Consider the following 26,692-nt stretch of genomic DNA (forward strand, 5'->3'; position numbering starts at 1 on the left):
CCTTAGGTCTTGTTATGAGAGGGCATTAAGCCAGTGCAGCCTGGTAGCGCTCAGCGACTTCCGGCCAGTTGATAACACTGTAGAAAGCGTTGATGTATTCAGGACGGCGGTTCTGATACAGCAGGTAGTAGGCGTGCTCCCAGACGTCCAGACCGAGGATCGGCGTATTGCCGTTCATCAACGGGCTGTCCTGGTTACCACTGCTCTCGACCACCAGGGTCTTTTGCGGGGTCACGCTCAGCCAGGCCCAACCACTGCCGAAGCGGGTCAGCGCAGCTTTGGTGAAGGCCTCCTTGAAGGCATCAAAGCCACCCAACTGTGCATCAATCGCCTGGCCCAGGGCACCTTCGGGCTTGCCGCCGCCCTTGGGCGACATGACCGCCCAGAACAACGAGTGGTTGGCATGCCCGCCCCCCTGGTTGATCACCGCTGCGCGCAGTTTTTCCGGCAGTTGCTGGACGCTGGAGACCAGTTTCTCGATGGGCCAGCCGGCGAACTCGGTGCCTTCGACGGCGGCATTGAGGTTGTTGATGTAGGTCTGGTGGTGCTTGGTGTAGTGGATTTCCATGGTTTGCGCATCGATATGCGGTTCCAGGGCGTCGTAGGCGTAAGGCAAGGCAGGCAAGGTGTAGGACATATCAATGTGCTCCATAGAAAGGGCTGTTGCGGGTCGGCGCATCCGTCTGCGCCGTATTGCTGCCCAGCAAGCGATGGGTACGGGGGTACTCGCCGTGATCGCTGATGAAATTCAACAGTTCGACGTAGGTCTTGCTGCTCTGGCGCAAGGCTGCCTCGCGCAATGCTTGAGGCAGCCGGGTGTCCTGCATGGTCTGCAGCAAGCGCTGGTGAATGGCGCAGAGGTATTCGGCGCTTTCTTCAGGCTGGTTCAGGCGCAGATGCAGGTCCGCCAGGTTGTGATGGGAAATGACGCAGGCCGCCACCGCCTCGTCGGCATCACCCCAGCGCTCGAACAACACTTGGGCCAGGGCCAGGGCTTGCAGGTAATGCTCGCGGGCATCCACCAGTTCGCCTTGCATAAAGCAGCGATTGGCCCGTTCGATCGTGCGTTTCCAGTGCTCCATGGTGAGCCTCCAAAGCAGGGTCGGTAATTACACGCCACCCGCCGTGAGCTTTTCCGGATCCAGGAGGACTTCCAGTTGGCTGCGGGGCAGGTCGGTGTGCTCGAGCGCCACATCAATCACCGGCCGGCCTTGTTGATAGGCTTTCTTGGCGATTTCAGCGGCCTTTTGGTACCCAATGATCGGGTTGAGTGCGGTGACCAGGATCGGGTTGCGCGACAGCGCTTCCTTGAGCTTGGGTTCGTTGACCTTGAAGCTGGCGATGGCCTTGTCTGCCAGCAGACGACTGGAGTTGGCCAACAGCTCCAGGCTGCTGAGCAGGTTCTGGGCGATGATCGGCAGCATCACGTTGAGTTCGAAGTTGCCGGACTGACCGGCGATGGTGATTACGCTGTCATTGCCGATCACCTGTGCCGCAACCATTGCGGTGGCCTCTGGAATCACCGGATTGACCTTGCCCGGCATGATCGACGAGCCTGGTTGCAGGCCTTCGAGCTCGATTTCACCGAGACCGGCGAGTGGGCCGGAGTTCATCCAGCGCAGGTCGTTGGCGATTTTCATCAGCGACACGGCAATGGCCTTCAGTTGGCCGGAGACGGCGACGGCGGTGTCCTGGGAGCCAATCAGAGCAAACAGGTTCGTACCCGGTGTGAACTGCACCTGGGTCAGGCTGCTCAACTGCTGGCTGAAACGCGCCGCAAACTCAGGGTGCGCATTGATCCCGGTACCTACCGCAGTACCGCCCTGGGCCAGGGCCTGCAGGCTTGGCAACAAGCCCTGCAAGTGAGCGATATTGGCCTTGAGTTGCTGCGCCCACCCTTCGAGAACCTGGCTCATGCGTACAGGCATGGCGTCCATCAGGTGAGTGCGCCCGGTCTTGATGAACGGATGAACCTCTACCGCCTTGCGCTCGATCACCTCAACCAGGTGCAGCAATGCCGGCAACGTCTGTTCATGCAACACCAGCGCGGCGCTGACGTGAATGGTGGTCGGGATGATGTCGTTGCTGCTTTGCCCACAATTGACGTGGTCATTAGGGTTGACCGGTTCGCCCAACAGGCGGCTGGCCAGGGTCGCAAGCACTTCGTTGGCATTCATGTTGGAGCTGGTGCCGGAGCCGGTCTGGAAGATATCCACAGGGAAGTGCTGCATGAAGTCACCTTCCAGCAAACCCTGGGCGGCGTCGACGATGGCTTTGCCCTGGCTTGCACTGATCTGCTTGAGATCGACGTTGGCCTTGGCGGCCGCGGCCTTGGCCAGGATCAGGGCACGGATGAACTGGGTCGGCATGCGCTGGTGGCTGATCGGAAAGTTATCCACCGCACGCTGGGTTTGTGCGCCATACAACGCGTCGGCCGGCACTCGCAGTTCGCCCATGCTGTCGCGTTCGATACGGGTATTACTCATCGGAAGATCCTTGCACCAAGTCGGAGTGAGAAATCGAAGGTTGCAGTTCGCAAGTCGCCAATTGCCAGGCAAAGGTCTGCCAGCGCTTGAGGCGACAGGCGCAGTGAGAGAGGTTTTCCAGGTCGCGCAGCGGGCGCCAGGCCTGGTCCAGGCACGTGGAGCGCCAATGCCAGGGCAAGGCGATATCGGTGGCGGTATCGATCAGCAGGCGGAACGAGGTCTCGGCGATGGTCCACGGGTGCGTAGCCGTGCAGCAGGCCAGGTAGCGCCCCTCGTTCAGATAATGCTCGATCAGGCGCGGCTCGTCAGGGTTGAGCCCACAGCGAATCTGGCGACTCATCCAGCGCCAGCTTTCCAGGTAGGGATCCTCGTGCAGGACAGAACTCATGATCCACGCTCACTCGATAATGATATTTATTATTAAATGATATTGAGAATCAAAACAAGCTCTTGAACCTATACCTTTGTCGGCCTTGGGATATTCCAGGCAAAAAAAAGCGCCACCCTTGGGGTGGCGCTGTTGTGTAACCGGTTGGTACTTAGCTGCCGGCGACGGTCATGCGTTCGATCAGCACCGAGCCAGTGCGGATATTGCTGCGCAGTTCCAGATCGTTACCCACGGCGACGATCTGTTTGAACATATCGCGCATGTTGCCGGCGATGGTCACTTCCTGGACTGCGAACTGAATTTCGCCATTCTCCACCCAGAACCCTGCCGCACCTCGGGAATAATCCCCCGTCACCATGTTCAAGCCATGGCCCATCAATTCGGTCACCAACAAGCCACGGCCCATGCGCCGCAGCAGCGCCGCCTGGTCTTCGTCGCCATGGGTCACGAACAGGTTGTGCACGCCACCGGAGTTGGCGGTGCTGGGCAAACCGAGCTTGCGCCCGGCGTAGGTACCGAGCACGTAGGACACCAGCTCACCGTTCTCGACAAACGGCTTGGCGTAGGTTGCCAGGCCATCGCCATCAAAGGCCGAGCTGCCCATGGCGCGCATCAGGTGCGGGCGCTCATCCAGGGTCAGCCACTCGGGAAACAACTTCTGCCCCAGCGCGCCCTCAAGGAACGACGACTTGCGGTACAGGTTGCCCCCGGAAATCGCCCCCAGGAAACTGCCGAACAGGCCACCCGCCAACTCCGCCGAAAACAGCACCGGCACTTCGCACGTCGGCACCGGTCGTGCGCCCAGTCGGCTCGCGGCCCGTTGCGCGGCGCGCTGGCCAATGCTCACCGGGTCCGCCAACAGCTCACCCTGGCGACTTACGTCATACCAGTAGTCACGCTGCATCTGGCCATCGGCCTCGGCAATCATCACGCAGCTCAAGCTATGGCGTGTCGACGCGTAGCCGCCGATAAACCCGTGGCTGTTGCCATACACACGGCAACCTTGATGGGTACTCAGGGTAGTGCCATCGGCATTCTTGATCCGGCTGTCGGTGTCGAACGCCGCGGCTTCGCAGGCCAGGGCCTTTTCGATGGCCTGCTCGGGGGTGATATCCCAGGCGTGATACAGATCGAAATCTTTCAGGTCCCGCGCCATCAGGGCCGCATCCGCCAAGCCCGAGGCCTCGTCTTCGGAAGTGTGCTTGGCAATCGCCAGGGCGGCGGCGACGGTTTCGCGAATGGCTTCCGGGCCACTGGCCGAGGTGCTGGCCGAGCCTTTGCGCTGCCCCACATACAAGGTGATGCCAAAACCCTGGTCGCGGTTGAACTCAACGGTTTCCACCTCCCGCTGGCGTACCGAAGTCGATAGGCCCTGCTCCAGGGATACCGCCACTTCACAGGCACTGGCACCCTGGCGCTTGGCCTCCGCGATGATCTGTTCAACTTGTTCCTGCAGTGCCGGTAACGCTTGTGGACCGACGCTTTGGGCTGCACTCATGGTGTTCTCCACTCAAATTCTGCTTTCGGTTAAGGCCATCGAGCGACCGGGCCGGACAAGCGGCCCCCGACTGGTTATCATGGCGGCGTTTCTTTGCGGACTGCCACCATGGTTGATTCTTACGACGACTCCCTCGATGGGGAGAAAAGCAAAACCCAGGTCAAACGCGAGCTGCATGCTCTGGTTGATCTCGGCGAGCGCCTTACAACACTCAAGCCGGACTTGATTGCCAAACTGCCTCTGACCGACGAAATGCGCCGGGCCCTGGCAGATGCACCCAAGCACACGGCGAATATCGCGCGTAAACGGCACATCATGTTTATCGGCAAGCTGATGCGCGACCAGGACACTGACGCCATTCTGACTTTGCTCGACCAACTCGATGCTTCCACACGCCAGTACAACGAACGTTTCCATAACCTGGAGCGTTGGCGCGACCGCCTGATCGGCGGTGACGACGCTGTACTGGAGAAGTTCGTCCTGGACTATCCGGATGCCGACCGCCAGCAACTGCGCTCCCTGATCCGTCAGGCCCAGCACGAACTGGCACAGAACAAGGCGCCGGCCACCAGCCGTAAAATCTTCAAGTACATCCGTGAGCTGGACGAGACTCAACGCGGCCTGCGCTGATCCTCTTCCCCGGGTGGCGGTCTTCGCCACCCGAAGCTCCACGCCTTACGACCCCGTGCCACCCACGGTGATCGCATCAATTTTCAGGGTTGGCTGGCCGACACCGACCGGCACCGACTGCCCATCCTTGCCACACATCCCCACCCCGCTGTCCAGCGCCAGGTCGTTACCGACCATCGACACCTTGCTCATGGCTTCCGGGCCGTTGCCAATCAGGGTTGCCCCCTTGACCGGCGCGGTAATCTTGCCGTCCTCGATCAAATAGGCTTCGCTGGTGGAGAACACGAACTTGCCGCTGGTGATGTCCACCTGACCGCCACCAAGGTTGGCGCAATAGATCCCGCGCTTCACCGAGGCAATGATCTCTGCCGGATCGCTTTCGCCTGCGAGCATGTAGGTATTGGTCATGCGGGGCATCGGCAAATGCGCGTAGGACTCGCGACGACCGTTGCCGGTGCGCGCCACACCCATCAGGCGCGCGTTGAGCTTGTCTTGCATGTAGCCCTTGAGCACACCGTTTTCGATCAGCGTGGTGCACTCGGTCGGCGTCCCTTCGTCGTCGACGCTCAGGGAACCACGGCGACCAGCCAACGTGCCGTCATCGACGATGGTGCAGAGTTTGGAGGCGACCATTTCGCCCATGCGCCCGCTGTAGGCGGAACTGCCCTTGCGGTTGAAGTCGCCTTCCAGGCCATGCCCTACCGCTTCGTGGAGCAATACACCGGACCAGCCCGAACCCAGCACCACCGGCAACGTACCGGCCGGTGCCGGGATGGCTTCCAGATTGACCAGCGCCTGGCGCAACGCCTCGCGGGCATAGCCCATGGCGCGGTCTTCGGCGAGGAAATAGCGATAATCCGTACGCCCACCGCCGCCATGGCCGCCGCGCTCGCGACGCCCGTTCTGCTCGACGATCACACTGACATTGAAACGCACCAGCGGCCGCACATCCGCAGCCAGGCTGCCATCGGTGGATGCCACCAGGATCCGCTCCCAGACCCCGGCCATGCTCACGCTCACCTGCTGGATGCGCGGGTCAAGGGCACGGGTTGCAGCATCCACGCGTTTGAGCAGCTCGACCTTTTCGGCTCGGGTCATGACTTCCAACGGGTTATCCGGGCCGTACAACTGGGTCACGTCCTGGGTGCTGAACGCTTGCACGGTGCCATTCTGCCCAGCGCGGGAAATCGAGCGCGCCGCGCGGGCGGCCAGGCCCAGGGCTTCCAGGGTGATGGCATTGCTGTAGGCGAAGCCGGTCTTTTCACCGGATTGCGCACGCACGCCAACCCCTTGGTCCATGTTGAAGCTGCCATCCTTGACGATCCCGTCTTCCAGGGACCATGACTCGGAGATCTGGCCCTGGAAATACAGGTCTGCGGCATCGATGCCCGGCCCGGCCAGGTCGCCCAGTACGGTTTGCAGATTTTCGATGGTCACGCCACCGGGCGCCAGGAGGTGTTCACTGACTGAGGACAACAACTCGCTCATAGGTTCGGCCTTAAATTCATCGTTCTGAAGCAGGTCGCTGCGCGCCCTGCGAGAAAAAGCGCCGGTGGCCTGCCACCGGCATGCGCGCCCGTATCGACGCTTGTTCGCTGCTATCGCGTTCGGCCAACAACACCGCTTCGCCTTGATTCTGTTGTGCCAGCACTCGCCCCCATGGGTCGACAATCGCCCCATGGCCATAGGTTTCCCGCGGCCCCGGATGTACTCCGCCCTGGGCGGCCGCCAGCAGGTAACACTGGGTTTCGATTGCCCGCGCACGGATCAGCACATCCCAGTGCGCCGCGCCGGTTACCGCCGTAAAGGCCGAAGGCGCGGTAATCAATTCGGCGCCCGCCGCGCGCAATTCGCTGTACAGCTCCGGGAAGCGCAAGTCGTAACAGACCGTGAGCCCCAGACGCCCTACCGGCGTATCGGCCACCACCACTTGGTTGCCGTAAGCATAGTCGTCGGATTCACGATAACGACCGCGCGTGTCAGCCACATCCACGTCAAACAGGTGCAGCTTGTCGTAACGGGCCGCGATCTGCCCCTGCGCGTCGATCAACAGCGAGCAGGCGTTGGACTTGGCGTCGGGCTGCCCGAGGGGAGGCAATGGCAAGGTACCGGCCACTATCCATAAGTTGAGGTCGCGGGCGGCCAGTTTCAACCAGGGCAGGATCGGCCCCTCGCCCACCGCTTCGGCGCGGCCGATAGCCGCCACGTCGCGGCGACCCATGGCGGCGAAGTTTTCCGGCAGGACCGCCAGTTGCGCGCCCCCTGCCGCCGCCCGCTCCAGCAAGCTCCGGGCCTGGGCTAGGTTGGCCAGGACGTCGCTCTGGCTGACCATCTGGATTACCGCAAAGCACATGGGCCGACACTCCAAAAAAAGCATGGGGCCATGCTACTCCACAGGCGCTTACTGTGGTTTTTCAAATGGCTTGTCAAAGGTGATTTTGGGATCTTTCCAGGGCCCTTCCACCTTGTACTGGACGCTGGCGAAACGCGACACCCGATCACCGATCAGCTTGTCGATCAGGAACAACGCGCCACCAATGGCCGGCGCACCCACAATCAACGCAGCAATCGGCAGGTTGTTGGTCACCGGCAAAGTCACCAGCAACTTGGCATCCACACGATCGGCTACCAGGTCCAGGGTGCCGTTAAGCTCCAGGTTGCTCGACGGCCCGGTGAGGATGATCGGCTCGCGGGTCACAAACACACCATTGCTGGCGGCCAGCAGGCCCTTGACCCGGTCGTAGCTCAGGCCCTTGCCAAGCAAATCCGAGAAGTCCAGGCGCAAACGCCGGCCAATCGAGTTGAAGTTCAGCAGGCCAAATACCCGCAACGCCTGGGCACCGCCCTCGACCTCGACGAACTGGCCCTTGCGGAACGAAGCATCCAGGCTGCCGGAAAAACGCTTGGGCCCAACCCACGCGGGCGAACCCGGCCAGCGCCCGTCAACATCCAGATGGAAGTCCTGGCTGGTGACCGTGGGCGCAAAACCCCAGCCCTTGAGCACATCGGCGATGTTCTTGCCGTCCAGGCGCCCCTTGTACCAACTGCTGCTGGCGCCCGGCGCACCCTCCCAGCCACCGGCCCCCTTGAGCTGCATGCCCTTGAGGCCCAGGTCGAGGTTGTTGAACGCCATGCCCTTGGCTGTCGGACGCACCTTCAACGACCAGGCGCCGATCAAGTCAGGCCCCTGGAACAACTGGGCAATGGCGATATCCAGCGCGGGAATGTCCTTGGGATCGATGCTCGCCAGGGGATCAGGCGCGTTTTCATCGGCCTGCACCGTAGGATCGACCGCCGGCAACTTCACGTACTGCAGGTTGATGGCAATGGGTGCGCCCTTCGCATCCGGCAGGCCAACAGTGCCCTTGACCTGCTGGCTGTCGAGCTGCAAGCCCCAGGCGGCGGGCTTGCGGTCCAGTTTCAGGGCGACCTGGTCGAGTTGGGTACCAAACCCTGTCAGCTTGCCGATCTTGAAGTCGGCACTGCTCAACAGTTGCTTGGCATTGCCGCCTGGGTCATTGCCGGCGTAACGGTCGACCAACTTCTTCCAGGGATCGATATCCAGCTCCGACAATACCCCGCGAATCCGCAGGCCCTTGCCACCGGGCAGCAAGGCATCGCCATCCCCCAGAAACAGCTCGCCACGGCCCTGGGCAAAATTGTTCGCCGGAGCGGCAAAGGTAAAGTTTGCCAACTCGCCGTAATCAAACCAGTAGCGCCGCTCCGCGCCCTGCAACGTCATGCGCAACACACTGTCACGGCCCTGGCTGGCGGGCATGCCAAATGGCGCAGGCAAATCCACCGCCACGCCCTTGAGGTTGGAGCTGACCCGCAACTGGCTGTCGGCACCGTCCAGGTCCAGTTGCAGTTGATAAGGGATATCTCCGGATACGGGCAGCGGCTGGCTGACTTTCAGCCAGTCGGTGAGCCGCTTGACCGTCACCTGGCCCTTGGCCGTGACCCGCGTGCTGAGATTGCCCGGTCTGCCACCGGCCGCAATCTGCGCCGTGATCGGCCGGTCGAAGGCTTGGGCGCTGATGTTCTGCCCACTCAGGCCCTTGGCACTGTCGAAGCGGAACTCACCCTTGAGCTGGTTCAGGTCCAGAGTCGGCTCGGCCAGTTGCAGGCGCGCCTTGTCGGTCTTGAAGTCCACCACGATCTTCGGCTCGGTGCCCTTGGCCAGGGGAATATCCAGGTCCAGGGAACCTTGCAGGTCGCCCTCGCCCTTCCAGCCGGCAAACGTCGATGCCGTACCGATGGGCGCGTCCTGGAGGATCTTCAGGCCGTCCCCCAGCCCACCGGCAAACCCGCCCGTCAGCAGCAGATGGCTGTCATGGCCGGGCAACGCATGGGGAATGTTGACGTAGATCCCCTTGACCTTGGTATCGAGCAATTGCCCCTTGCTGGCCAGGATGCGCACGCCGGTCTCTTCGACAAACACTTCACCGGCCACCTTGCTCACATGAGGCCAGCCCGGCTGGAACGCCAACTCGGCATCATGCACCTTGAAGAACAGGCTGATATTGCGTGCCGCCGTCACCGCATCGTGGTTCAGCGAGCCTTGATACTGGAAGAAGCCTTCATCGACCGCGCCCTTGAGAATTGCCGTACGCAGCCATTCATCCAGGGCCGGGCTCAGGACCGCCGGCAAGTATTTGGGGGTAAAGCGCCCATCGCCATCGACCATGCCGACCCGCAGGTCCATGTAGTCTTCCTGGCTATGATCGAAATGCAGGCGAATCAGGAAATCCGCTGCGATCTTGCCCTCTTCCCCCAGCACCTTGATATACGGCGCGATCAGCGTGAAACCTTGCTTATCCAGCTTCCACGTCAGGCGCGCGTTGGCCTGGAGGTACTGCCAGGGCTTGGCGAAAATCGGGTCCAGGTGCAGGACGAAATCCTTGCTGTCCATGCGCAGTTCGCCCTGGCCCAGGTCACCGCTGATGCTGCCGGAGACGTTGCGGGCTGCCGGCGCGCCGAAATAGGCGTCAAAGCCCACGCGCTCGAGGTTGGCAGCAAAGCTCACGCGCTGATCGCCCGCGTCCTGGGGACGATAATCCACCAGCACATTGCGCAGCACGCCCGTGGCCTTCAACGCTTCGACGGTCTTGGCAAAACCTTCCGGCAATGGCGCGAGGGCGTTGAGCAGAGGGGTAATCGGTGTCAGGTCCAGGCGGTCGGCCTGCAGCCTCCAGGTTTCCTGCGCCTTATCAGTGGCCAGGGTTTGCTGCAATTGCAGGTGCGACTCCCAACGGGTGTCGCCCAGGTTCATGGCCAACGAATCGAAGATCACCTTCAGGCCGCTGTCGCTGCGCTGCAGGTAAGCCGTCAGGCCCAGGTTCTGGATGCTCGTGGGCTTGCGCTGGGCATAACGGACCTTCACCTGTGGCGCATTGAGCCGGGCGGCGGCGCTTTGCAGCGTGCCATTGGCCCAGGTCAGCCAGAATTCACCGCCGGCTTTCAACTCGCTGAGTTTCCAGTCCCGAGTCAACTTCGCCGGAATCCACTGCGCCCAATTGCTCTGGGGCAGGCTCAGGTAGGCCTGCACTTCACCGTCGCGCCACTGGCTGGCACGGATCCGCGTGCGCAGGCTGAGGGCCAGCGGTTGCCCATCGGGCAAGGTCAGGCGCGCATCCAGGCGCTGGCGGGTGGTACCGGTTTGCAGGCTCAGCCCCACATAGGTCAAGGTCAGCGGCGCTTGCTCGAACGGCTGCAAGGTGACCTGGCTGTCCAGCAGCGAGACCTTGGCCACCGCCTGCATGCGCTTGAGCAGTTGCTCGGGGTCCAGGGGCTGGTCGTCCTGCACCGGCAGGCCTTGCAACGCCCAGCGGCCGTCCTGGTCTTCCTTGACGCTGAGCTGCAAGCCGCTGACTTCCAGATGGGCAATGCGCACATCCCACGCCAGCAGGCTGGCCCACAGGTCGGGCACCACTTGCACCTGGTCCAGGCACAAGGCACTGCTGCCTTCACCGACCATCACGTCATGGGCCAGCAATACCGGGGCAAAACCGCTCCAGCGCCCCTCCAGGCTGCCAATACTCAGGGGCATAGCAACCGCCGCCTGGGCCTTGGCCTCGACTTCGCCACGGTACTCCGCCACCAATGGCGTCAATTCACGACCCAGGCTGACGTAGACCGCCGCCAGTACCAACAGCAATGCACACAGGCCAAGGCCCCAACGGGTCAGTGCGGCAAAAAAGCGTTGCAGACGCTCCATGTCAGGCGACCCTCAAGGTAATAGTCGGACGGCAGATCAAGGTCTGGCGGTCTCGTTGAAAAAGACTGATGCGGATCAGAGCAGCACCACGTCGTATTGTTCCTGGGAATACATGGTTTCGACCTGGAAACGGATGGTGCGGCCAATAAAGCCCTCCAATTCCGCAACGTTGCCCGACTCTTCGTCCAGCAACCGGTCCACCACCTTCTGGTTGGCCAGGACTCTATAACCCTCGGCCTGGTAAGCGCGTGCCTCCCGCAGGATTTCCCGGAAAATCTCGTAGCAAACCGTTTCCGGGGTCTTCAACTTGCCGCGCCCCTGGCAACTGCTGCACGGCTCACACAGCACCTGCTCAAGGCTCTCGCGGGTGCGTTTGCGGGTCATCTGCACCAGGCCCAACTCGGTGATCCCGATAATGTTGGTCTTGGCGTGATCGCGCTCTAGTTGCTTTTCAAGGGTGCGCAATACCTGGCGCTGATGCTCTTCATCTTCCATGTCGATGAAGTCGATGATGATGATCCCGCCCAGGTTGCGCAGGCGCAGTTGGCGGGCAATGGCGGTGGCGGCCTCGAGGTTGGTCTTGAAGATGGTTTCTTCAAGGTTGCGATGGCCGACGAAAGCACCGGTGTTCACATCAATGGTGCTCATGGCTTCTGCCGGGTCGACCACCAGGTAGCCACCAGACTTGAGTGGCACCTTGCGCTCCAGGGCCTTCTGGATTTCGTCCTCGACGCCATATAGGTCGAAAATCGGCCGTTCACCGGGGTAGTGCTCCAGGCGGTCGGCGATTTCCGGCATCAGTTCGGCAACAAATTGCGTGGTGCGCTGGAAGGTTTCCCGCGAATCGATGCGAATTTTCTCGATCTTGGGGCTGACCAGGTCGCGCAAGGTCCGCAGGGCCAGGCCCAGGTCTTCATAGATGACGCTCGGCGCGCCGACGGTCTTGATCTGGGCACCGATCTGGTCCCACAGCCGCCGCAGGTAGCGGATGTCCATGAGGATTTCATCGGCACCGGCACCTTCGGCGGCGGTACGCAGGATAAAGCCGCCGGCCTCCTTGATGCCTTCGGCCGCCACGCAATCGCTGACGACCTTTTTCAGGCGCTCACGCTCACCTTCGTCTTCGATTTTCAGGGAAATACCGACATGGGCAGTGCGCGGCATGTACACCAGGTAACGCGAAGGAATCGACAACTGTGTGGTCAGGCGCGCGCCCTTGGAGCCGATCGGGTCCTTGGTGACTTGCACCACCAGGCTCTGCCCTTCATGCACCAGGGCGCTGATGCTTTCGACCGCCGGGCCTTCGCGCAGGGAAATTTCCGAGGCATGGATAAACGCCGCGCGGTCCAGGCCGATATCGACAAAGGCCGCCTGCATGCCCGGCAATACCCTTACAACCTTGCCTTTATAGATATTGCCGACAATCCCGCGCTTCTGGGTGCGCTCGACGTGCACTTCTTGCAAAACACCGTTTTCTACCACCGCCACGCGCGATTCCATCGGCGTGATATTGATCAGAATCTCTTCACTCATGGCTGGGTCTCGTTCAGGCGTTTTCACAATAGTGGCCGATCGCTTAAATATGGCGCTGGAGTTAGGCGTTCAGCGCACGGAAAGGTGTTGCCAACAGGGTATGCCGAAATGGCCCAGCAGTTCTGCTGTTTCGCAGACCGGCAAGCCAACGACCGCGGAGTAACTGCCATTTAGCCCGGCGACAAATACCGCCGCCAAGCCTTGGATAGCATAGCCGCCCGCCTTGTCCTGAGGCTCCCCGCTGTGCCAGTAAGTCGTTGCCTCGTGTGTGCAAACCTGGCGAAAGCGCACGCGGCTGCTGACCAGGCGCGTTTCGCAGCGCAGGTCACTGAGCACGGCAATGGCGGTGAGGACTTCGTGTTCACGATCAGAAAGGGCCAGCAACATGGCCAGGGCATCGGCCTGGTCCAGGGGCTTGCCCAGGATCCGGCCATCCAGGATGACGGCGGTATCGGCGCCCAGCACGCAGGCATTGGCGGTATCGGCCAGTGTCGCCAGGCCTGCGGCGGCTTTGCCACGGGCCAGGCGTTCGACGTAGGACGCCGGCGACTCGTCGCCCAGGGGTGTTTCATCGATAGCCGCGCTGACCACAGTGAACGGCACGCCGATCTGGGTCAGCAATTCACGCCGCCGAGGAGAGCCGGAGGCCAGATAAAGTGCATGCATTGCAGACTCTCCCTGTGGGTTCGATAACCAGGCAGAGCCTCGCGACCCACTCAATTGATTTTATAGCGACGACGCAACCCACGCAGCCCGAAACTGACCCATGGCCACAGCAGCGCGCTGACCAGGGCCGGCAAGACCAGCGCCAGGGTCGGTTGGCGGTTGCCGGTCAGGGCACTGAGCCACAGCTGCACCAATTGGGCCAAGCCGAAGATCACCAGGATCACCAGGCACTGCTGCCACATCGGGAACATCCGCAGGCGTTGCTGCAACGACAGCACCAGGAAGGTAATCAGCGTAAGAATCAAGGCGTTCTGGCCGAGCAACGTGCCATACATCACATCTTCAGCCAGCCCCAGGCACATGGCCGTGACCATGCCGACCTTGTGCGGCAGGGCCAGCGCCCAGAAGGCCAGGAGCAACGCCAGCCACAGCGGGCGCAGGATTTCCATGAATTGCGGCATCGGCGAAACGCTGAGCAGCATGCCGATGGCAAAGGTCAACCAGACCATCCAGCCATTGCGCGAATGAGTGCCGGCCATTATTGCGCCCCTTGTCGAGTGGTTGCCGGTGCAGGTGCCGCCGCTGGCGCAGTCGCCGCTGGCTTGACCGGCCGAGCCGGTTGGGTCACCGGTTTGGCTGGTGTCGCCACAGCAGGCGCGGCAGGTGCAACCGGTGTCGCCACGGGTGCCGCCGGTTTGGGTACGGTTGCCGGAATAACCGGCGTCGTGGTGCCGTCTTGCTTGTCCTGCGCTTCCTGGGCCTGGGCGGCTTCGTTGGCGCGCTCTTCCGGCGTACGCGTGTCGCTGAACACCAGCAACAGGTAGCGGCTACGGTTCAGCGCGGCCGTCGGCACGGCGCGGACAATCGCAAACGGCTGGCCGGAATCGTGGATCACTTCCTTGACCGTCGCCACCGGATAGCCTGCCGGGAAGCGCTGGCCAAGGCCGGAGCTGACCAGCAGGTCGCCTTCCTTGATGTCGGCGGTGTCCGCCACATGCCGCAACTCCAGGCGTTCCGGGTTACCGGTGCCGCTGGCAATCGCCCGCAGGCCATTGCGGTTGACCTGCACCGGAATGCTGTGGGTGGTGTCGGTCAGCAGCAGCACGCGGGAGGTATAGGGCATCAACTCCACCACCTGGCCCATCAGGCCACGGGCATCGAGCACCGGCTGGCCAAGGACCACACCATCGCGCTCGCCCTTGTTGATGATGATGCGATGGGTGAAGGGGTTGGGGTCCATGCCGATCAACTCGGCCACTTCGACCTTTTCATTGACCAGCGCGGAAGAGTTGAGCAACTCGCGCAGCCGAACGTTCTGCTCGGTCAGGGCCGCCAGCTTTTGCATGCGCCCCTGCAACAGCAGGTTTTCAGTCTTGAGTTTTTCGTTTTCGGCCACAAGCTCGGTGCGGCTGCCAAACTGGCTGGCCACGCCTTGCCATAGCCGTTGCGGCAGGTCGGTGATCCAGTAGGACTGCATCAATACCAGCGACATTTGGCTACGCACTGGCTTGAGCAGTGTGAAGCGGGCATCGACCACCATCAGCGCGACCGATAGCACGACCAGCACCAACAAGCGCACGCCCAATGAGGGGCCTTTAGTGAAGAGCGGTTTAATAGGCCGCTCCTCCCGGGCAGATATTCTCTTTATTCATACGGCATCAAACCGGCCTGGATGCAGATTGAAGAAGATAAACGCCAACAGGCAGCACTGCAAAGTGCTGCCTGTTGGCGAAACATGGTGCAACCAACGATCTTATTCGCTGGAGAGCAGGTCCATGGTGTGTTTATCCATCATTTCCAGTGCACGACCACCGCCACGGGCAACGCAGGTCAGCGGGTCTTCGGCGACGATCACCGGCAGACCGGTTTCCTGGGCCAGCAGCTTGTCGAGGTCACGCAGCAAGGCGCCACCACCGGTCAGCACCAGGCCACGCTCGGCGATATCGGAAGCCAGCTCCGGCGGCGATTGCTCCAGCGCGCTTTTTACTGCCTGAACGATGGTGGCCAGGGACTCTTGCAGAGCTTCCAGCACTTCATTGGAGTTCAGGGTAAAGGCACGTGGTACGCCTTCGGCCAGGTTGCGACCGCGAACATCTACTTCGCGCACTTCGCCGCCCGGGTAAGCGGTACCGATTTCCTGCTTGATGCGCTCGGCGGTGGATTCGCCGATCAGGCTGCCGTAGTTACGACGCACATAAGTGATGATCGCTTCGTCGAAGCGGTCGCCGCCAACCCGCACGGATTCGGCATACACCACGCCATTGAGGGAAATCAGGGCGATTTCTGTGGTACCGCCACCGATATCCACCACCATCGAACCGCGCGCCTCTTCAACCGGCAGGCCGGCACCGATGGCAGCAGCCATTGGCTCTTCGATCAGGAACACTTCGCGGGCACCGGCACCAAGGGCCGATTCACGGATGGCCCGACGCTCCACCTGGGTGGATTTGCACGGTACGCAGATCAGCACACGAGGGCTGGGCTGCAGGAAACTGTTTTCGTGAACCTTGTTGATGAAGTACTGCAGCATCTTCTCGCAGACGCTGAAGTCGGCGATCACGCCGTCTTTCATCGGACGAATGGCGGCAATGTTGCCAGGTGTGCGGCCGAGCATGCGCTTGGCCTCGGTGCCCACGGCAACGACACTTTTCTGATTACCATGGGTCCGAATGGCCACAACCGATGGCTCATTCAGGACGATACCGCGCTCGCGCACGTAAATAAGGGTGTTGGCAGTGCCCAGGTCGATGGAAAGATCGCTGGAAAACATGCCACGCAGTTTCTTGAACATGGGAAAGGGACCCTAGGCAACGCGTGGGTAAAAAAGTGCGGCAAACTCTAACAACGACAGGGATTTTGGGCAAGGCGCCAATGTGCTAAATTGGCCGACTTTCTGTGCACCTAACCCCACAATCGCGGCCTTATGACCGTAGAAATGCGGTAGTGTTCCGACAATCTAACACACGGATAGCTTCCGTTCTGTTTTCCACTGGAGAATCCCATGGCGCTTGAACGCTCCGACGTGGAAAAAATCGCTCATTTGGCCTGCCTGGGCCTCAATGAAGCCGATCTTCCACAGACCACCGCAGCCCTGAACAGCATTCTCGGGCTGGTCGACCAGATGCAGGCGGTGAATACCGACGGCATCGAACCCCTGGCCCACCCACTGGAAGCCAGCCAGCGCCTGCGCGCAGACGTCGTGACCGAACGCAATAATCGCGAGGCCTACCAGTCCATCGCACCAGCGGTCGAAAACGGCCTGTACCTGGTTCCGAAAGTCATCGACTAAAGGGAAAGAGCCTGCAATGCATCAATTGACTCTGGCCGAGATCGCCCGCGGTCTCGCCGACAAAAAGTTTTCTTCCGAAGAGCTGACCAAGACCCTGCTGGCGCGCATCGCCGCGCTGGATCCGAAGGTCAACAGCTTTATCAGCCTCACCGAGGAACTGGCACTAGGCCAGGCCAAGGCCGCCGACGCCCGTCGCGCCAACGGTGAAAGCGGCGCGCTGCTGGGTGCGCCAATCGGTCACAAGGACCTGTTCTGCACCCAGGGTATCCGCACCAGCTGCGGCTCGAAGATGCTCGACAACTTCAAGGCGCCCTACGACGCGACCGTGGTCGCCAAGCTGGCCGAAGCCGGGGCCGTGACCCTGGGCAAGACCAACATGGACGAATTCGCCATGGGTTCGGCCAACGAATCGAGCTACTACGGCGCAGTGAAAAACCCGTGGAATCTGGAACACGTGCCCGGCGGCTCGTCCGGTGGCTCGGCTGCAGCCGTGGCCGCCCGCCTGCTGCCGGCCGCTACAGCCACCGATACCGGCGGCTCGATCCGCCAGCCAGCCGCATTCACCAACCTCACCGGCCTGAAACCGACCTACGGGCGTGTTTCCCGCTGGGGCATGATTGCCTACGCCTCCAGTCTCGACCAGGGCGGCCCCCTGGCCCGCAGCGCCGAAGACTGCGCAATATTGTTACAAGGCATGGCTGGCTTCGATGGGAAGGACTCCACCAGCATCGATGAACCCGTGCCGGACTACAGCGCGAGCCTCAATACCTCGCTCAAAGGCCTGCGTATCGGCGTGCCGAAAGAGTATTTCAGCGCCGGCCTCGACCCACGTATCGCCGAACTGGTGCACAACAGCATCAAGGAGCTGGAAAAGCTCGGCGCGGTGATCAAGGAAATCAGCCTGCCGAACAACCAGCACGCGATTGCGGCGTACTACGTGATCGCCCCGGCAGAGGCCTCGTCGAACCTGTCGCGCTTTGACGGCGTGCGTTTCGGCTACCGCTGTGAAGCCCCGAAAGACCTCACCGACCTGTACAAACGCTCCCGTGGCGAAGGCTTCGGCGTGGAAGTGCAGCGCCGGATCATGGTCGGTGCCTACGCCCTGTCGGCCGGCTACTACGACGCGTACTACCTCAAGGCGCAAAAAATCCGACGCCTGATCAAAAATGACTTCATGGCTGCCTTTAATGAAGTCGACGTGATCATCGGTCCGACTACACCGAACCCGGCCTGGAAGATCGGCGCCAAGACCGGTGACCCGATCGCCGAGTATCTTGAAGACCTCTACACCATCACCGCCAACCTCGCGGGCTTGCCGGGCTTGTCCATGCCTGCAGGTTTCGTCGATGGCCTGCCGGTGGGCGTGCAGTTGCTCGCCCCGTATTTCCAGGAAGGCCGCTTGCTCAATGTGGCGCACCAGTACCAGTTGAACACTGACTGGCACACTCGCACCCCAACCGGCTTCTGAGGAGAACACTATGCAATGGGAAGTTGTGATCGGGCTGGAGATTCATACCCAGCTCGCCACCCAATCGAAGATTTTCTCCGGTAGCGCCACCACGTTCGGTGCAGAACCCAACACCCAGGCCAGCCTGGTAGACCTGGGCATGCCTGGCGTATTGCCGGTACTGAACCAGGAAGCGGTACGCATGGCGGTGATGTTCGGCCTGGCGATTGACGCCCAGATCGGCCAGCACAACGTGTTTGCGCGCAAGAACTACTTCTACCCGGACCTGCCCAAGGGCTACCAGATCAGCCAGATGGAGCTGCCGATCGTCGGCAAGGGCTACCTGGACATCCCCCTGGAAGACGGCACCATCAAACGTGTCGGCGTGACCCGTGCGCACCTGGAAGAAGATGCTGGCAAGAGCCTGCATGAAGAATTCAATGGCGCCACCGGCATCGACCTGAACCGCGCCGGCACGCCACTGCTGGAAATCGTGTCCGAGCCGGACATGCGCAGCGCCAAGGAAGCCGTGGCCTACGTCAAGACCATCCACGCGCTGGTGCGCTATCTGGGCATCTGCGACGGCAACATGGCCGAAGGCTCCCTGCGTTGCGACTGCAACGTGTCGGTGCGGCCAAAAGGCCAGGTCGAGTACGGCACTCGCTGCGAGATCAAGAACGTCAACTCGTTCCGTTTCATCGAGAAGGCGATCAACACCGAAGTCCGTCGCCAGATCGAGCTGATCGAAGACGGCGGCAAGGTGATCCAGCAGACGCGCCTGTACGACCCGAACAAAGACGAAACCCGCGCCATGCGCAGCAAAGAGGAAGCCAACGACTACCGTTACTTCCCCGATCCGGACCTGTTGCCGGTGGTGATCGAGGATTCGTTCCTCAATGACGTGCGCGCCACCCTGCCGGAATTGCCACCGCAAAAACGCGAGCGCTTCCAGGCGCAGTTCGGTCTTTCGGTGTATGACGCCAGCGTTCTGGCGTCGAGCCGCGAGCAAGCCGACTACTTTGAAAAAGTCGTGAGCATTGCCGGTGACGCCAAGCTGGCCGCCAACTGGGTCATGGTTGAACTGGGCAGCCTGTTGAACAAACAGGGCCTGGAAATCGACGAAGCCCCGGTAACGGCCGAACAGTTGGGCGGCATGTTGCTGCGCATCAAGGACAACACCATCTCCGGCAAGATCGCCAAGACCGTGTTTGAAGCCATGGCCAGCGGTGAAGGCAGCGCCGACGAGATCATCGAGAAACGCGGCCTCAAGCAAGTCACCGACAGCGGCGCGATCTCGGCCGTGCTAGATGAAATGCTGGCGGCCAACGCCGAGCAGGTCGAGCAGTACCGTGCAGCGGACGAAGCCAAACGCGGCAAGATGTTCGGCTTCTTTGTGGGCCAGGCGATGAAGGCCTCCAAAGGCAAGGCCAACCCGCAACAGGTGAACGAATTGCTCAAGAGCAAGCTCGAAGGCTGATAACGGTTGCCGCCCTGTGGGAGCCGGCTTGTGAAGGAACTGGCTTGCCTGCGATAGCATCACCTCGGTGCATCTGAAAAACCGAGGCGCCCGCATCGCAGGCAAGCCAGCTTCTACAAAGGTCGGTTCCCATATCAATTTTGGGGACACCTTGAAAATGAAGCGTCTACTCGGCCTCTGCGCCCTGTTTTCACTGCTCACCGGCTGCGCCAGTGGCCTGATCGATCCCAACGGTTATGACGAAACCGGCACAGCGTCCTACTACGGCGCCAAGCACCACGGCAAAAAAACCGCCAGCGGTGAACCCTTCAACCAACACGCCATGACCGCCGCCCACCGGCGCCTGCCATTCGGCACGCGGGTGCAGGTCACCAACCTGGCCAACGACAAATCCGTGGTGGTGCGCATCAATGATCGCGGCCCACACACCCGTGGCCGGCTGATCGATCTTTCACGCCAGGCCGCCGAGCAGTTGGGTATGCTGCGCAGCGGAACCGCGCGCGTGCGCGTGCAAGCCCTGAACAACTGACTGACGGAGCCCTGGCCATTTTCGGATTAAGCGCCCTCTCGCCCCTGAGCCTGATTGAACTGATCAGCGGCCTATTGCTGCTGATTGCCGGCGCCGAGATGCTGGTACGCGCCGCCGTGCGCCTGGCCGCCAGCCTCAAGGTCAGGCCGCTGATCATTGGCTTGAGCATCGTCGCCTTTGGCAGCAGCGCGCCGCAAATCGCCGTCAGCCTGCAGGCCACCCTGGCCGGCAATAGCGATATCGCCGTGGGCAGCGTGATTGGCAGCAGCATCTTCAATATCCTCGTGACCCTGGGCCTTTCAGCGCTGATCATTCCCCTGCGCGTGTCGCGGCAACTGGTGCGCCTGGATATCCCGGTGATGATCGGCGCCAGCCTGCTGCTGTTCATCCTCGCCAGCGATGAGGCCCTGACTCCGCTCGACGGCCTGACCTTACTGGCAGCCCTGCTCGCCTACCTCGCGCTGTTGCTGTACCAGACCCGCCATTCGCGCCGCCCGCGGACCCGCGACACGGTAGTGCAAGCGCCGTGGCTGAGCAGTTTGCTGTGGATGATCGCCGGGCTCGCGCTGCTGGTATTCGCCGGGCATCTGCTGCTGGGGGCGGCCGTGGAAGTGGCCAGCGACCTGGGCCTGTCCGAACGGGTGATCGGCCTGACCATCGTTGCCGTCAGCACCTCTCTGCCGTGTCTCGCCACGTCCCTGATCGCCGCCCTGCGCGGCGAACGGGAGATTGCGGTGGGTAACGTGATCGGCAGCAACCTGTTCAACCTGTTGGGGGTACTGGGCTTTACCGCGCTGGTGGCGCCGTCGCCCTTGTCGGTATCGCCCAATGCCCTGGATTTCGACCTGCCGGTGATGCTCGGCGTGGTGGTGTTGTGCTTGCCAGTGTTTTACACCGGCTACCGCATTACCCGCGCCGAAGGCTTGCTGCTGCTGGGGCTGTACCTGGCGTATGGGCTGCACGTGGTGTCGTTCACCACCGGCATGCCGCTGGCCAATAAACTCGAACAACTGATGCTGTACTACGTCCTGCCAGCGCTGGTGGCTTTCCTGTTGTTCACTTCGCTGCGGGCCTGGCGCCGCCAACACCACAAGAGGGAGTCGCAATGACCGATCAACCGAAATCCGGCGAGCAAATGCGTCGCCAGGTCATGGGCGACGTATTTGTCGACCGCGCCTTGGGCAATGCCACCGAGTTCACCCAGCCGTTGCAGGACTTCGTCAACGAACATGCCTGGGGCGGGGTGTGGAACCGTGAAGGCCTGCCGCTGAAGACCCGCAGCCTGATCACCCTCGCGGCATTGACCGCCTTGAAGTGCCCGCAGGAGCTCAAGGGCCATGTGCGCGGCGCGCTGAACAATGGCTGTACTGTCGAAGAAATTCGCGAGGCGTTGCTGCATTGCGCGGTGTATGCCGGTGTGCCGGCGGCGATTGATGCGTTTCGCGCGGCGCAGGAAGTGATTGAGACGTATCAGCCAGCTCCCACAATTAGTGGTGAACCCCCTCAAGTGTAGGAGCGGGCTTGCCCGCGATAGGCCCTAAAAAACACCACTCATTTCAGATCCAGCCACCGGCCTGCAACACAAAGATCCCGATATTGGTGGTCACTGCCGCCATCAGGGTGGTGATCACAATGATCGCCGCCGCCAACTCATGGTTGCCCTGGGCCGCACGGGCCATGACAAAGCTGGCGGCGGCCGTCGGCGCGCCAAAATACAAAAACAGAATCCCCAGCTCCGGTCCCCGGAAGCCATACAGCCAGGCCCCGACGGTGGCCACGAGCGGCAAACCGATCATTTTCACCAGGCTGGCACTCAACGCCATGTTGCCACTTTGGCGCAAGGCCGCCAGGGACAGAGTGCCCCCAATGCAGATCAATGCCAGGGGCAGGGTCATGTCGGCCAGGTACCTCCCGGAGGTTTCCAGCCAACTGGGCAGGCCGATCTGGAAATAGGCGAATGGCGTGGCGGCAATCACACTGAGGATCAGCGGGTTGGCCAGTACGCTCTTGCAGATGCTCCACGGGTCCGACTTGATCACCGGGCTGTACACCGCCAGCACAATGGTCGACAGGGTGTTGTAGAACAGGATCACCAGCCCCGCGAGGATCGCCCCCAGGGAAATCCCGTAGTCGCCGTACATGCTGGCCGCCAGTGCCAGGCCGATCACCCCGTTGTTCCCGCGAAACGCGCCCTGGGCATAAATGCCCCGGTCTTCCCGCGGGCAACGGAAAATCGCCCAGCCCCAGGCCAGGGCGAAGCTGGCGACCGTGGCCACGGCAAAATAGATCAGCAGTTCTGGCTTGAGCGCCGAATGCAGGTCGGCGTGCAAGATCCCCAGAAACAGCAACGCCGGCATGGTGACGTTGAACACCAGGGCTGACGCGGTGTGGATAAAATTGTCGTTGATCCAGTTGATGCGCTTGAGCAGCACCCCCAGGAACAGCATGGCAAACACCGGCGCAGTGATGGTGAGCGTCGCAAGGAAAATGGCGAGCATGCTAAGTCCTGTTTTCAGGGAATCGTCATGATAAAGCAGTGGGCTGCACTGTTGATATTGGATTTCGAAACATAAACACGAACTAAAAAAGTCCAGAATTGGGAACTGTGGCTACTTCGTAGGAGGTAATCCCACTATCCCGGCCGGGGTTCACCCGTCCCACAAAGCACTGCACAAGCTCCCACGCACTAACGAGAATCCACACCTCCGCTTCAGTAACGCCGCCCCTGAAAATCCCCCTCCTGTAACAACTGAATAACTCCAGGGGGGCCCCATGCGTAGATCCGTCAACCATTTACACAATGTGCATATCAGAAGCTGGGACGATGAGGACATTGCGGGTTACACCGAACTACTCAGTGACCCCGAGGCGATGAAATTCATTTCCGCCGGCACCACCCGGGACATGACCGCCGCCGCCAACGAAATCGCCACCTTCAAAAAAGAAATGACCGACCAAAACTGGTCACGCTGGGCGGTGAGCATTGGCCTGCAAGGCCCTTTTATCGGTTATGCCGGGTTCGCGCAAAAAGAATACGGCATCAATTTCGGCAACCGTTTCCTCAAGAAATACTGGGGAACGCCCTACCCCTTTATTGCCATCCACCTGGCGCTTGAATACGGCTTTGAGCACCTGGGGTTCGAGCAGATCTACACCCTGACCAATATCCGGCACCACCGCGCACTGGAAATGAACCGGGCGTTTTTGCACGCGCCACAACTGGCCGGGCAAGTGATTGAAACCCCTTACGGCCCCCACGTGAAGATTGATCTTACCCGCGAACGGTTCAGGGAAATCAGCCCTGCCAACCTGGCGCGCATCGACCGGTTTTCGCGCCGGATGAAAACCGCCGAGCACAGCAAGCTGGCCTGACCAAAACCATCACTGAGCAACATCCCCGTGAAAAACATTCTGCCTCCACCCGACCCCCTTCACTCAGTAGCGGGCCTGTGCACCCGGGAAACCTGGGCCTACCGCTGCTTGCGACGCCAGGTCTACCTGCCGTTTGGTTGCGTATTGGCGGGCCTGCGCCTGCTGTCGATGGTCGTGGTGAGCCTGCTCGCCTGGCCGCTTCCGTTGGCTGCCAGGCCCGTGATGTATCGAGGGCTCCTGTGGATAATGGGCATTCGCATCCGTTGCAGCCATTCATCGCGGCAAATCGCCCTGATCACCGACGGCTGCGTAGTGGCCGCCAATCACGTCAGCGTGATTGATCCATTCGCCATCCTCGCGATGCCAGGCGCAACACTGGTGGCGGCCAGTGGCTACAACCGCTTTATCGCCTTCACCGCCTTCCTGTTGCTCAAATGCTCGGGCGGACAGTTCTGGAACGGTGCCGATAAGAAGGCATTCTCCCGTAACCTGCATAAACTGCGCATCAACCCGCAAGGCACCGCCCTCTACACCACCCCCGAAGCGACCATTAACAACGGCCGGGGTTTGTATCGCTTTCGCGCGGGGCTGCTGAGCCGCGGCTTGCCCGTCGTGCCCCTGGCCGGGCGCCTGATTCTGCCCTTCGGCCTGGTCGCCAGCCCACTGCATGCCTCTGGCCTGGCAAGTTTCCTGCGCTTGCTGACGATGCCCTGGATGATCTGTGAAATGAGCTACCTGGAACGCTGCGAACGCCAGGAGCAGCAAAGCGGCCAGGCCTTTGCAGACCAAATCCAGGCCCGCATCGCCCAACACCTGGGCATTGCGACCACCCCGTGGACCCGCGAAGACAAACACCGCTATCGCCAGCTCGATGCGCAGGCACGCCCATGACCGCAACCGGCACTACCCATGTGATTTTCGACTTTGACCAGACCCTGGTGAACCACGAAAGCACCCTTGCGATCATCCAGTCGGCGATTGGCGACAGCCCCGCTGGGCAAGCCATGCTGGAGCAACTGCAACTGATCGCGCCCAAGGCGTTGGCCGGTCGCGCCAGTGCCTGGGAACTGCTGTCCTTGGTCAAGGTGATCCCGCGCATCCGCCGCCAGCATATCCAGCGCTACGTCGACACGGTCATTGGCAGCCTCGACCCGGCCCTGATGCTGACCCTGCACAACCTACAGCGCGAGGGCGTGCAGGTGCATATCCTGTCTGGCGGCTACACCGAATGGATCGCCCCGATTGCCCGCTCGCTGGATATCGACACCCGCAACGTGCTCGCCAACCGCCTGTTCTGGGCCGGTTCGCGGGCCCTGTGCCCCCGGCCTTCGCCGCTGATCAACCCCGGTACCGGCAAAAGCCGGATCGTGCGACGGTGGCGCGAAAGCGGCAGGCTCAAGGGCCGGGCGCTGATCGTCGGCGATGCCCGCTCAGACCACCAGGTGTATGTCGATGGCTGGGTCGACGGTTTTGTGTGTGCGGACTACTACACCCGCCAACCCATGCCCGAGATGAGCGGACACATCCTTCGCGCGGCCAGCCCGCAGCAGGTCTACCCCCATCTGCAGGCCTTGATCGGCGCCCTGTCCTGACCTGGGCTAGGTGATCGGCGCCGGATTGAACAAGGTGATGTCATTGTGCAGCTTATGTTGCTCGGCCCAGGTCTGCTTTTTGCCGCTGGCCACATCCAGGTAGAAATGGAACAACTCCCAGCCCAGTTCCTCGATGGTCGCACGCCCGGTGGCGATCCGTCCGGCATCGATATCGATCAGGTCCGGCCAGCGCTGGGCCAATTCCGTACGGGTCGAAACCTTCACCACTGGCGCCATCGCCAACCCGTAGGGCGTGCCGCGGCCGGTGGTGAATACATGCAGGTTCATCCCCGCCGCCAGTTGCAAGGTGCCGCAGACAAAATCACTGGCCGGGGTCGCACAAAAGATCAGGCCTTTGCCCTTGAAGCGCTCGCCCGGCCCAAGCACGCCATTGATCGCGCTGCTGCCGGACTTGACGATAGACCCCAGGGACTTCTCGACAATGTTCGACAGGCCGCCCTTCTTGTTGCCCGGCGTGGTGTTGGCGCTGCGGTCGGCCTCGCCCTTGGCCAGGTAGCGGTCGTACCAGTCCATTTCCCGCACCAGTTCCCGCGCGACCTCCTGGTTTTCGGCGCGGGAGGTCAGCAGGTAAATGGCATCGCGCACTTCAGTCACTTCGGAAAACATCACCGTCGCCCCGGCCCGCAGCAACAGGTCTGACGCGTAGCCCAGCGCCGGGTTGGCGGTGATCCCGGAAAACGCGTCGCTGCCGCCGCATTGCATGCCCAGGATCAGCTCCGAGGCCGGTACGGTTTCCCGCCGGCGCAGGTCGAGTTTCTTCAACCGGGTTTCGGCCAGCTCCATGATTTGCTCGATCATTTCGCTGAACCCGTGGCTTGCGTCCTGCAAGCGGTACAGCCACGGCTCGCTGAGGTCCACCGAGCTGTCGTTGTCGTGCATCACCTGCCCGGCTTGCAGCTTTTCGCAGCCCAGGCTGATCACCAGGGCTTCGCCCCCCAGGTTCGGGTTGCGCGCCAGGTTGCGCACGGTGCGGATCGGAATATAGGCGTCGGTGGCGGTAATGGCCACGCCGCAACCATAGCTGTGGGTCAGTGCCACCACGTCATCGACATTCGGGTATTTGGGCAGCAACTCGTCCTTGATGCGCTTGACCGCATGGTCCAGCACGCCGGTCACGCACTGCACGGTCGTGGTGATGCCGAGGATGTTGCGCGTGCCCACAGTGCCATCGGCATTGCGATAGCCCTCGAAGGTGAAACCTTCCAATGGCGCCTGGGCCTCGGGCACTTCGGTGGACAGCGGCAGGCTGTCCAGCGGCGGTGCAGTGGGCATGCGCAGTTGATCCTCCTGGACCCAACTGCCGCGTGGTATCGGTTGCAAGGCGTAACCGATGGTCTGGCCATAGCGAATGATCTGACCACCTTGTGGGATATCTTCCAGGGTCACCTTATGGCTCTGGGGGATGAACTCCACGGTCACCAGGCCGTCCGGGAACTCGGTGCCGGCTGGCACACCCTGATCATTGACCACGATTACTACGTTGTCGCGCTCGTGCAACCGAATGGAGCGCGGCGAGTCGGCATGTTCAATCAACTGCATCACACGGC

The 26,692-nt window shown here is 61.5% G+C and carries 25 protein-coding genes; 10 read left to right on the forward strand and 15 right to left on the reverse strand.

Features of this window, described 5'->3' with window-relative positions:
* Nucleotides 1-25: 25 nt before the first annotated feature.
* From ACO77H_RS23260 to pmbA, 5 genes are all read right to left on the reverse strand, one after another.
* The gene (locus tag ACO77H_RS23260; RefSeq protein WP_169950887.1) at nt 26-637 is read right to left on the reverse strand and encodes a superoxide dismutase; all 612 of its coding nucleotides are present in this window, start codon (nt 635-637) and stop codon (nt 26-28) included.
* Between the two features lies 1 nt (nt 638).
* On the reverse strand, nt 639-1,082 hold the full coding sequence (locus ACO77H_RS23265) for a hypothetical protein (RefSeq protein ID WP_169950889.1): 444 nt from the start codon (nt 1,080-1,082) through the stop codon (nt 639-641).
* Between the two features lie 27 nt (nt 1,083-1,109).
* Entirely contained in the window at nt 1,110-2,486 is a 1,377-nt protein-coding gene (locus ACO77H_RS23270; protein ID WP_169950891.1) for a class II fumarate hydratase, read from the reverse strand.
* The gene (locus ACO77H_RS23275; RefSeq protein WP_169950894.1) at nt 2,479-2,874 is read right to left on the reverse strand and encodes a FagA protein; all 396 of its coding nucleotides are present in this window, start codon (nt 2,872-2,874) and stop codon (nt 2,479-2,481) included. The genes ACO77H_RS23270 and ACO77H_RS23275 overlap by 8 nt, the downstream gene beginning before the upstream one ends.
* Before the next feature lie 151 nt (nt 2,875-3,025).
* Complete coding sequence (pmbA, locus tag ACO77H_RS23280; RefSeq protein WP_169950896.1) at nt 3,026-4,372, reverse strand: metalloprotease PmbA; 1,347 nt, start codon at nt 4,370-4,372, stop codon at nt 3,026-3,028.
* Nucleotides 4,373-4,480: 108 nt separating this feature from the next.
* Between pmbA and yjgA the strand changes: the two genes are divergently transcribed.
* Nucleotides 4,481-5,002, forward strand: coding sequence for a ribosome biogenesis factor YjgA (gene yjgA, locus ACO77H_RS23285; protein WP_029291815.1), 522 nt, complete (start codon nt 4,481-4,483; stop codon nt 5,000-5,002).
* A gap of 45 nt (nt 5,003-5,047) precedes the next feature.
* On the opposite strand, the gene tldD is transcribed toward yjgA, so the two are convergent.
* From tldD to mreB, 8 genes are all read right to left on the reverse strand, one after another.
* Entirely contained in the window at nt 5,048-6,490 is a 1,443-nt protein-coding gene (gene tldD, locus ACO77H_RS23290) for a metalloprotease TldD (protein WP_169950898.1), read from the reverse strand.
* Nucleotides 6,491-6,506: 16 nt separating this feature from the next.
* Nucleotides 6,507-7,355 (reverse strand): carbon-nitrogen hydrolase family protein, encoded by an 849-nt coding sequence (locus ACO77H_RS23295; RefSeq protein ID WP_169950900.1) that lies wholly within the window; start codon nt 7,353-7,355, stop codon nt 6,507-6,509.
* Between the two features lie 48 nt (nt 7,356-7,403).
* Nucleotides 7,404-11,219, reverse strand: coding sequence for a YhdP family protein (locus ACO77H_RS23300; protein ID WP_432754621.1), 3,816 nt, complete (start codon nt 11,217-11,219; stop codon nt 7,404-7,406).
* Nucleotides 11,220-11,294: 75 nt separating this feature from the next.
* Nucleotides 11,295-12,752 (reverse strand): ribonuclease G, encoded by a 1,458-nt coding sequence (gene rng, locus ACO77H_RS23305; protein ID WP_169950904.1) that lies wholly within the window; start codon nt 12,750-12,752, stop codon nt 11,295-11,297.
* Nucleotides 12,753-12,821: 69 nt separating this feature from the next.
* Nucleotides 12,822-13,418, reverse strand: coding sequence for a Maf family protein (locus ACO77H_RS23310; RefSeq protein WP_169950906.1), 597 nt, complete (start codon nt 13,416-13,418; stop codon nt 12,822-12,824).
* 50 nt (nt 13,419-13,468) lie between these two features.
* Nucleotides 13,469-13,957, reverse strand: coding sequence for a rod shape-determining protein MreD (mreD, locus tag ACO77H_RS23315; RefSeq protein ID WP_169950909.1), 489 nt, complete (start codon nt 13,955-13,957; stop codon nt 13,469-13,471).
* Nucleotides 13,957-14,985: a rod shape-determining protein MreC gene (gene mreC, locus ACO77H_RS23320; protein ID WP_432755780.1), complete on the reverse strand. Its 1,029-nt coding sequence runs from the start codon at nt 14,983-14,985 to the stop codon at nt 13,957-13,959. Before mreC ends, mreD begins: the two co-directional genes overlap by 1 nt.
* Nucleotides 14,986-15,171: 186 nt before the next feature.
* Nucleotides 15,172-16,209: a rod shape-determining protein MreB gene (gene mreB / locus ACO77H_RS23325; RefSeq protein WP_002555108.1), complete on the reverse strand. Its 1,038-nt coding sequence runs from the start codon at nt 16,207-16,209 to the stop codon at nt 15,172-15,174.
* Nucleotides 16,210-16,419: 210 nt separating this feature from the next.
* Between mreB and gatC the strand changes: the two genes are divergently transcribed.
* The 6 genes from gatC (at nt 16,420) to ACO77H_RS23355 (ending at nt 21,673) form a co-directional block, all read left to right on the forward strand.
* Nucleotides 16,420-16,707 (forward strand): Asp-tRNA(Asn)/Glu-tRNA(Gln) amidotransferase subunit GatC, encoded by a 288-nt coding sequence (gene gatC, locus ACO77H_RS23330; RefSeq protein WP_003216077.1) that lies wholly within the window; start codon nt 16,420-16,422, stop codon nt 16,705-16,707.
* A 16-nt stretch (nt 16,708-16,723) separates the two neighbouring features.
* Entirely contained in the window at nt 16,724-18,175 is a 1,452-nt protein-coding gene (gatA, locus tag ACO77H_RS23335) for an Asp-tRNA(Asn)/Glu-tRNA(Gln) amidotransferase subunit GatA (protein WP_169950911.1), read from the forward strand.
* Nucleotides 18,176-18,185: 10 nt separating this feature from the next.
* On the forward strand, nt 18,186-19,631 hold the full coding sequence (gene gatB / locus ACO77H_RS23340) for an Asp-tRNA(Asn)/Glu-tRNA(Gln) amidotransferase subunit GatB (protein ID WP_169950913.1): 1,446 nt from the start codon (nt 18,186-18,188) through the stop codon (nt 19,629-19,631).
* Nucleotides 19,632-19,788: 157 nt separating this feature from the next.
* The gene (locus tag ACO77H_RS23345; RefSeq protein ID WP_169950915.1) at nt 19,789-20,160 is read left to right on the forward strand and encodes a septal ring lytic transglycosylase RlpA family protein; all 372 of its coding nucleotides are present in this window, start codon (nt 19,789-19,791) and stop codon (nt 20,158-20,160) included.
* Between the two features lie 98 nt (nt 20,161-20,258).
* Nucleotides 20,259-21,269 carry a calcium/sodium antiporter gene (locus ACO77H_RS23350; protein WP_432755781.1) on the forward strand — a complete coding sequence of 337 codons (1,011 nt, stop codon included), beginning with the start codon at nt 20,259-20,261 and terminating at the stop codon, nt 21,267-21,269.
* Nucleotides 21,266-21,673, forward strand: coding sequence for a carboxymuconolactone decarboxylase family protein (locus ACO77H_RS23355; protein ID WP_432754622.1), 408 nt, complete (start codon nt 21,266-21,268; stop codon nt 21,671-21,673). The genes ACO77H_RS23350 and ACO77H_RS23355 overlap by 4 nt, the downstream gene beginning before the upstream one ends.
* A 43-nt stretch (nt 21,674-21,716) precedes the next feature.
* Here ACO77H_RS23355 and ACO77H_RS23360 read toward each other — a convergent pair whose 3' ends face one another.
* Nucleotides 21,717-22,658, reverse strand: coding sequence for an AEC family transporter (locus ACO77H_RS23360; protein WP_169950919.1), 942 nt, complete (start codon nt 22,656-22,658; stop codon nt 21,717-21,719).
* A 274-nt stretch (nt 22,659-22,932) separates the two neighbouring features.
* Here ACO77H_RS23360 and ACO77H_RS23365 point away from each other — a divergent pair, with 274 nt between their 5' ends.
* From ACO77H_RS23365 to ACO77H_RS23375, 3 genes are read left to right on the forward strand one after another with little or no spacing between them, the layout of a single operon-like run.
* Nucleotides 22,933-23,532 (forward strand): GNAT family N-acetyltransferase, encoded by a 600-nt coding sequence (locus ACO77H_RS23365; protein ID WP_432754623.1) that lies wholly within the window; start codon nt 22,933-22,935, stop codon nt 23,530-23,532.
* 27 nt (nt 23,533-23,559) lie between these two features.
* A complete protein-coding gene (locus tag ACO77H_RS23370) occupies nt 23,560-24,423 on the forward strand; it encodes a 1-acyl-sn-glycerol-3-phosphate acyltransferase (protein WP_432754624.1) in 864 nt (287 codons plus the stop codon).
* Nucleotides 24,420-25,124, forward strand: a complete 705-nt coding sequence (locus ACO77H_RS23375; protein ID WP_169950926.1) for an HAD family hydrolase — start codon at nt 24,420-24,422, stop codon at nt 25,122-25,124. Before ACO77H_RS23370 ends, ACO77H_RS23375 begins: the two co-directional genes overlap by 4 nt.
* 6 nt (nt 25,125-25,130) lie before the next feature.
* On the opposite strand, the gene garD is transcribed toward ACO77H_RS23375, so the two are convergent.
* Nucleotides 25,131-26,684 carry a galactarate dehydratase gene (gene garD / locus ACO77H_RS23380; protein ID WP_169950928.1) on the reverse strand — a complete coding sequence of 518 codons (1,554 nt, stop codon included), beginning with the start codon at nt 26,682-26,684 and terminating at the stop codon, nt 25,131-25,133.
* Nucleotides 26,685-26,692: the final 8 nt, after the last annotated feature.

Origin of the sequence: Pseudomonas sp. WMBT8 (assembly GCF_050916005.1) — a bacterium.
GTDB lineage: Bacteria > Pseudomonadota > Gammaproteobacteria > Pseudomonadales > Pseudomonadaceae > Aquipseudomonas.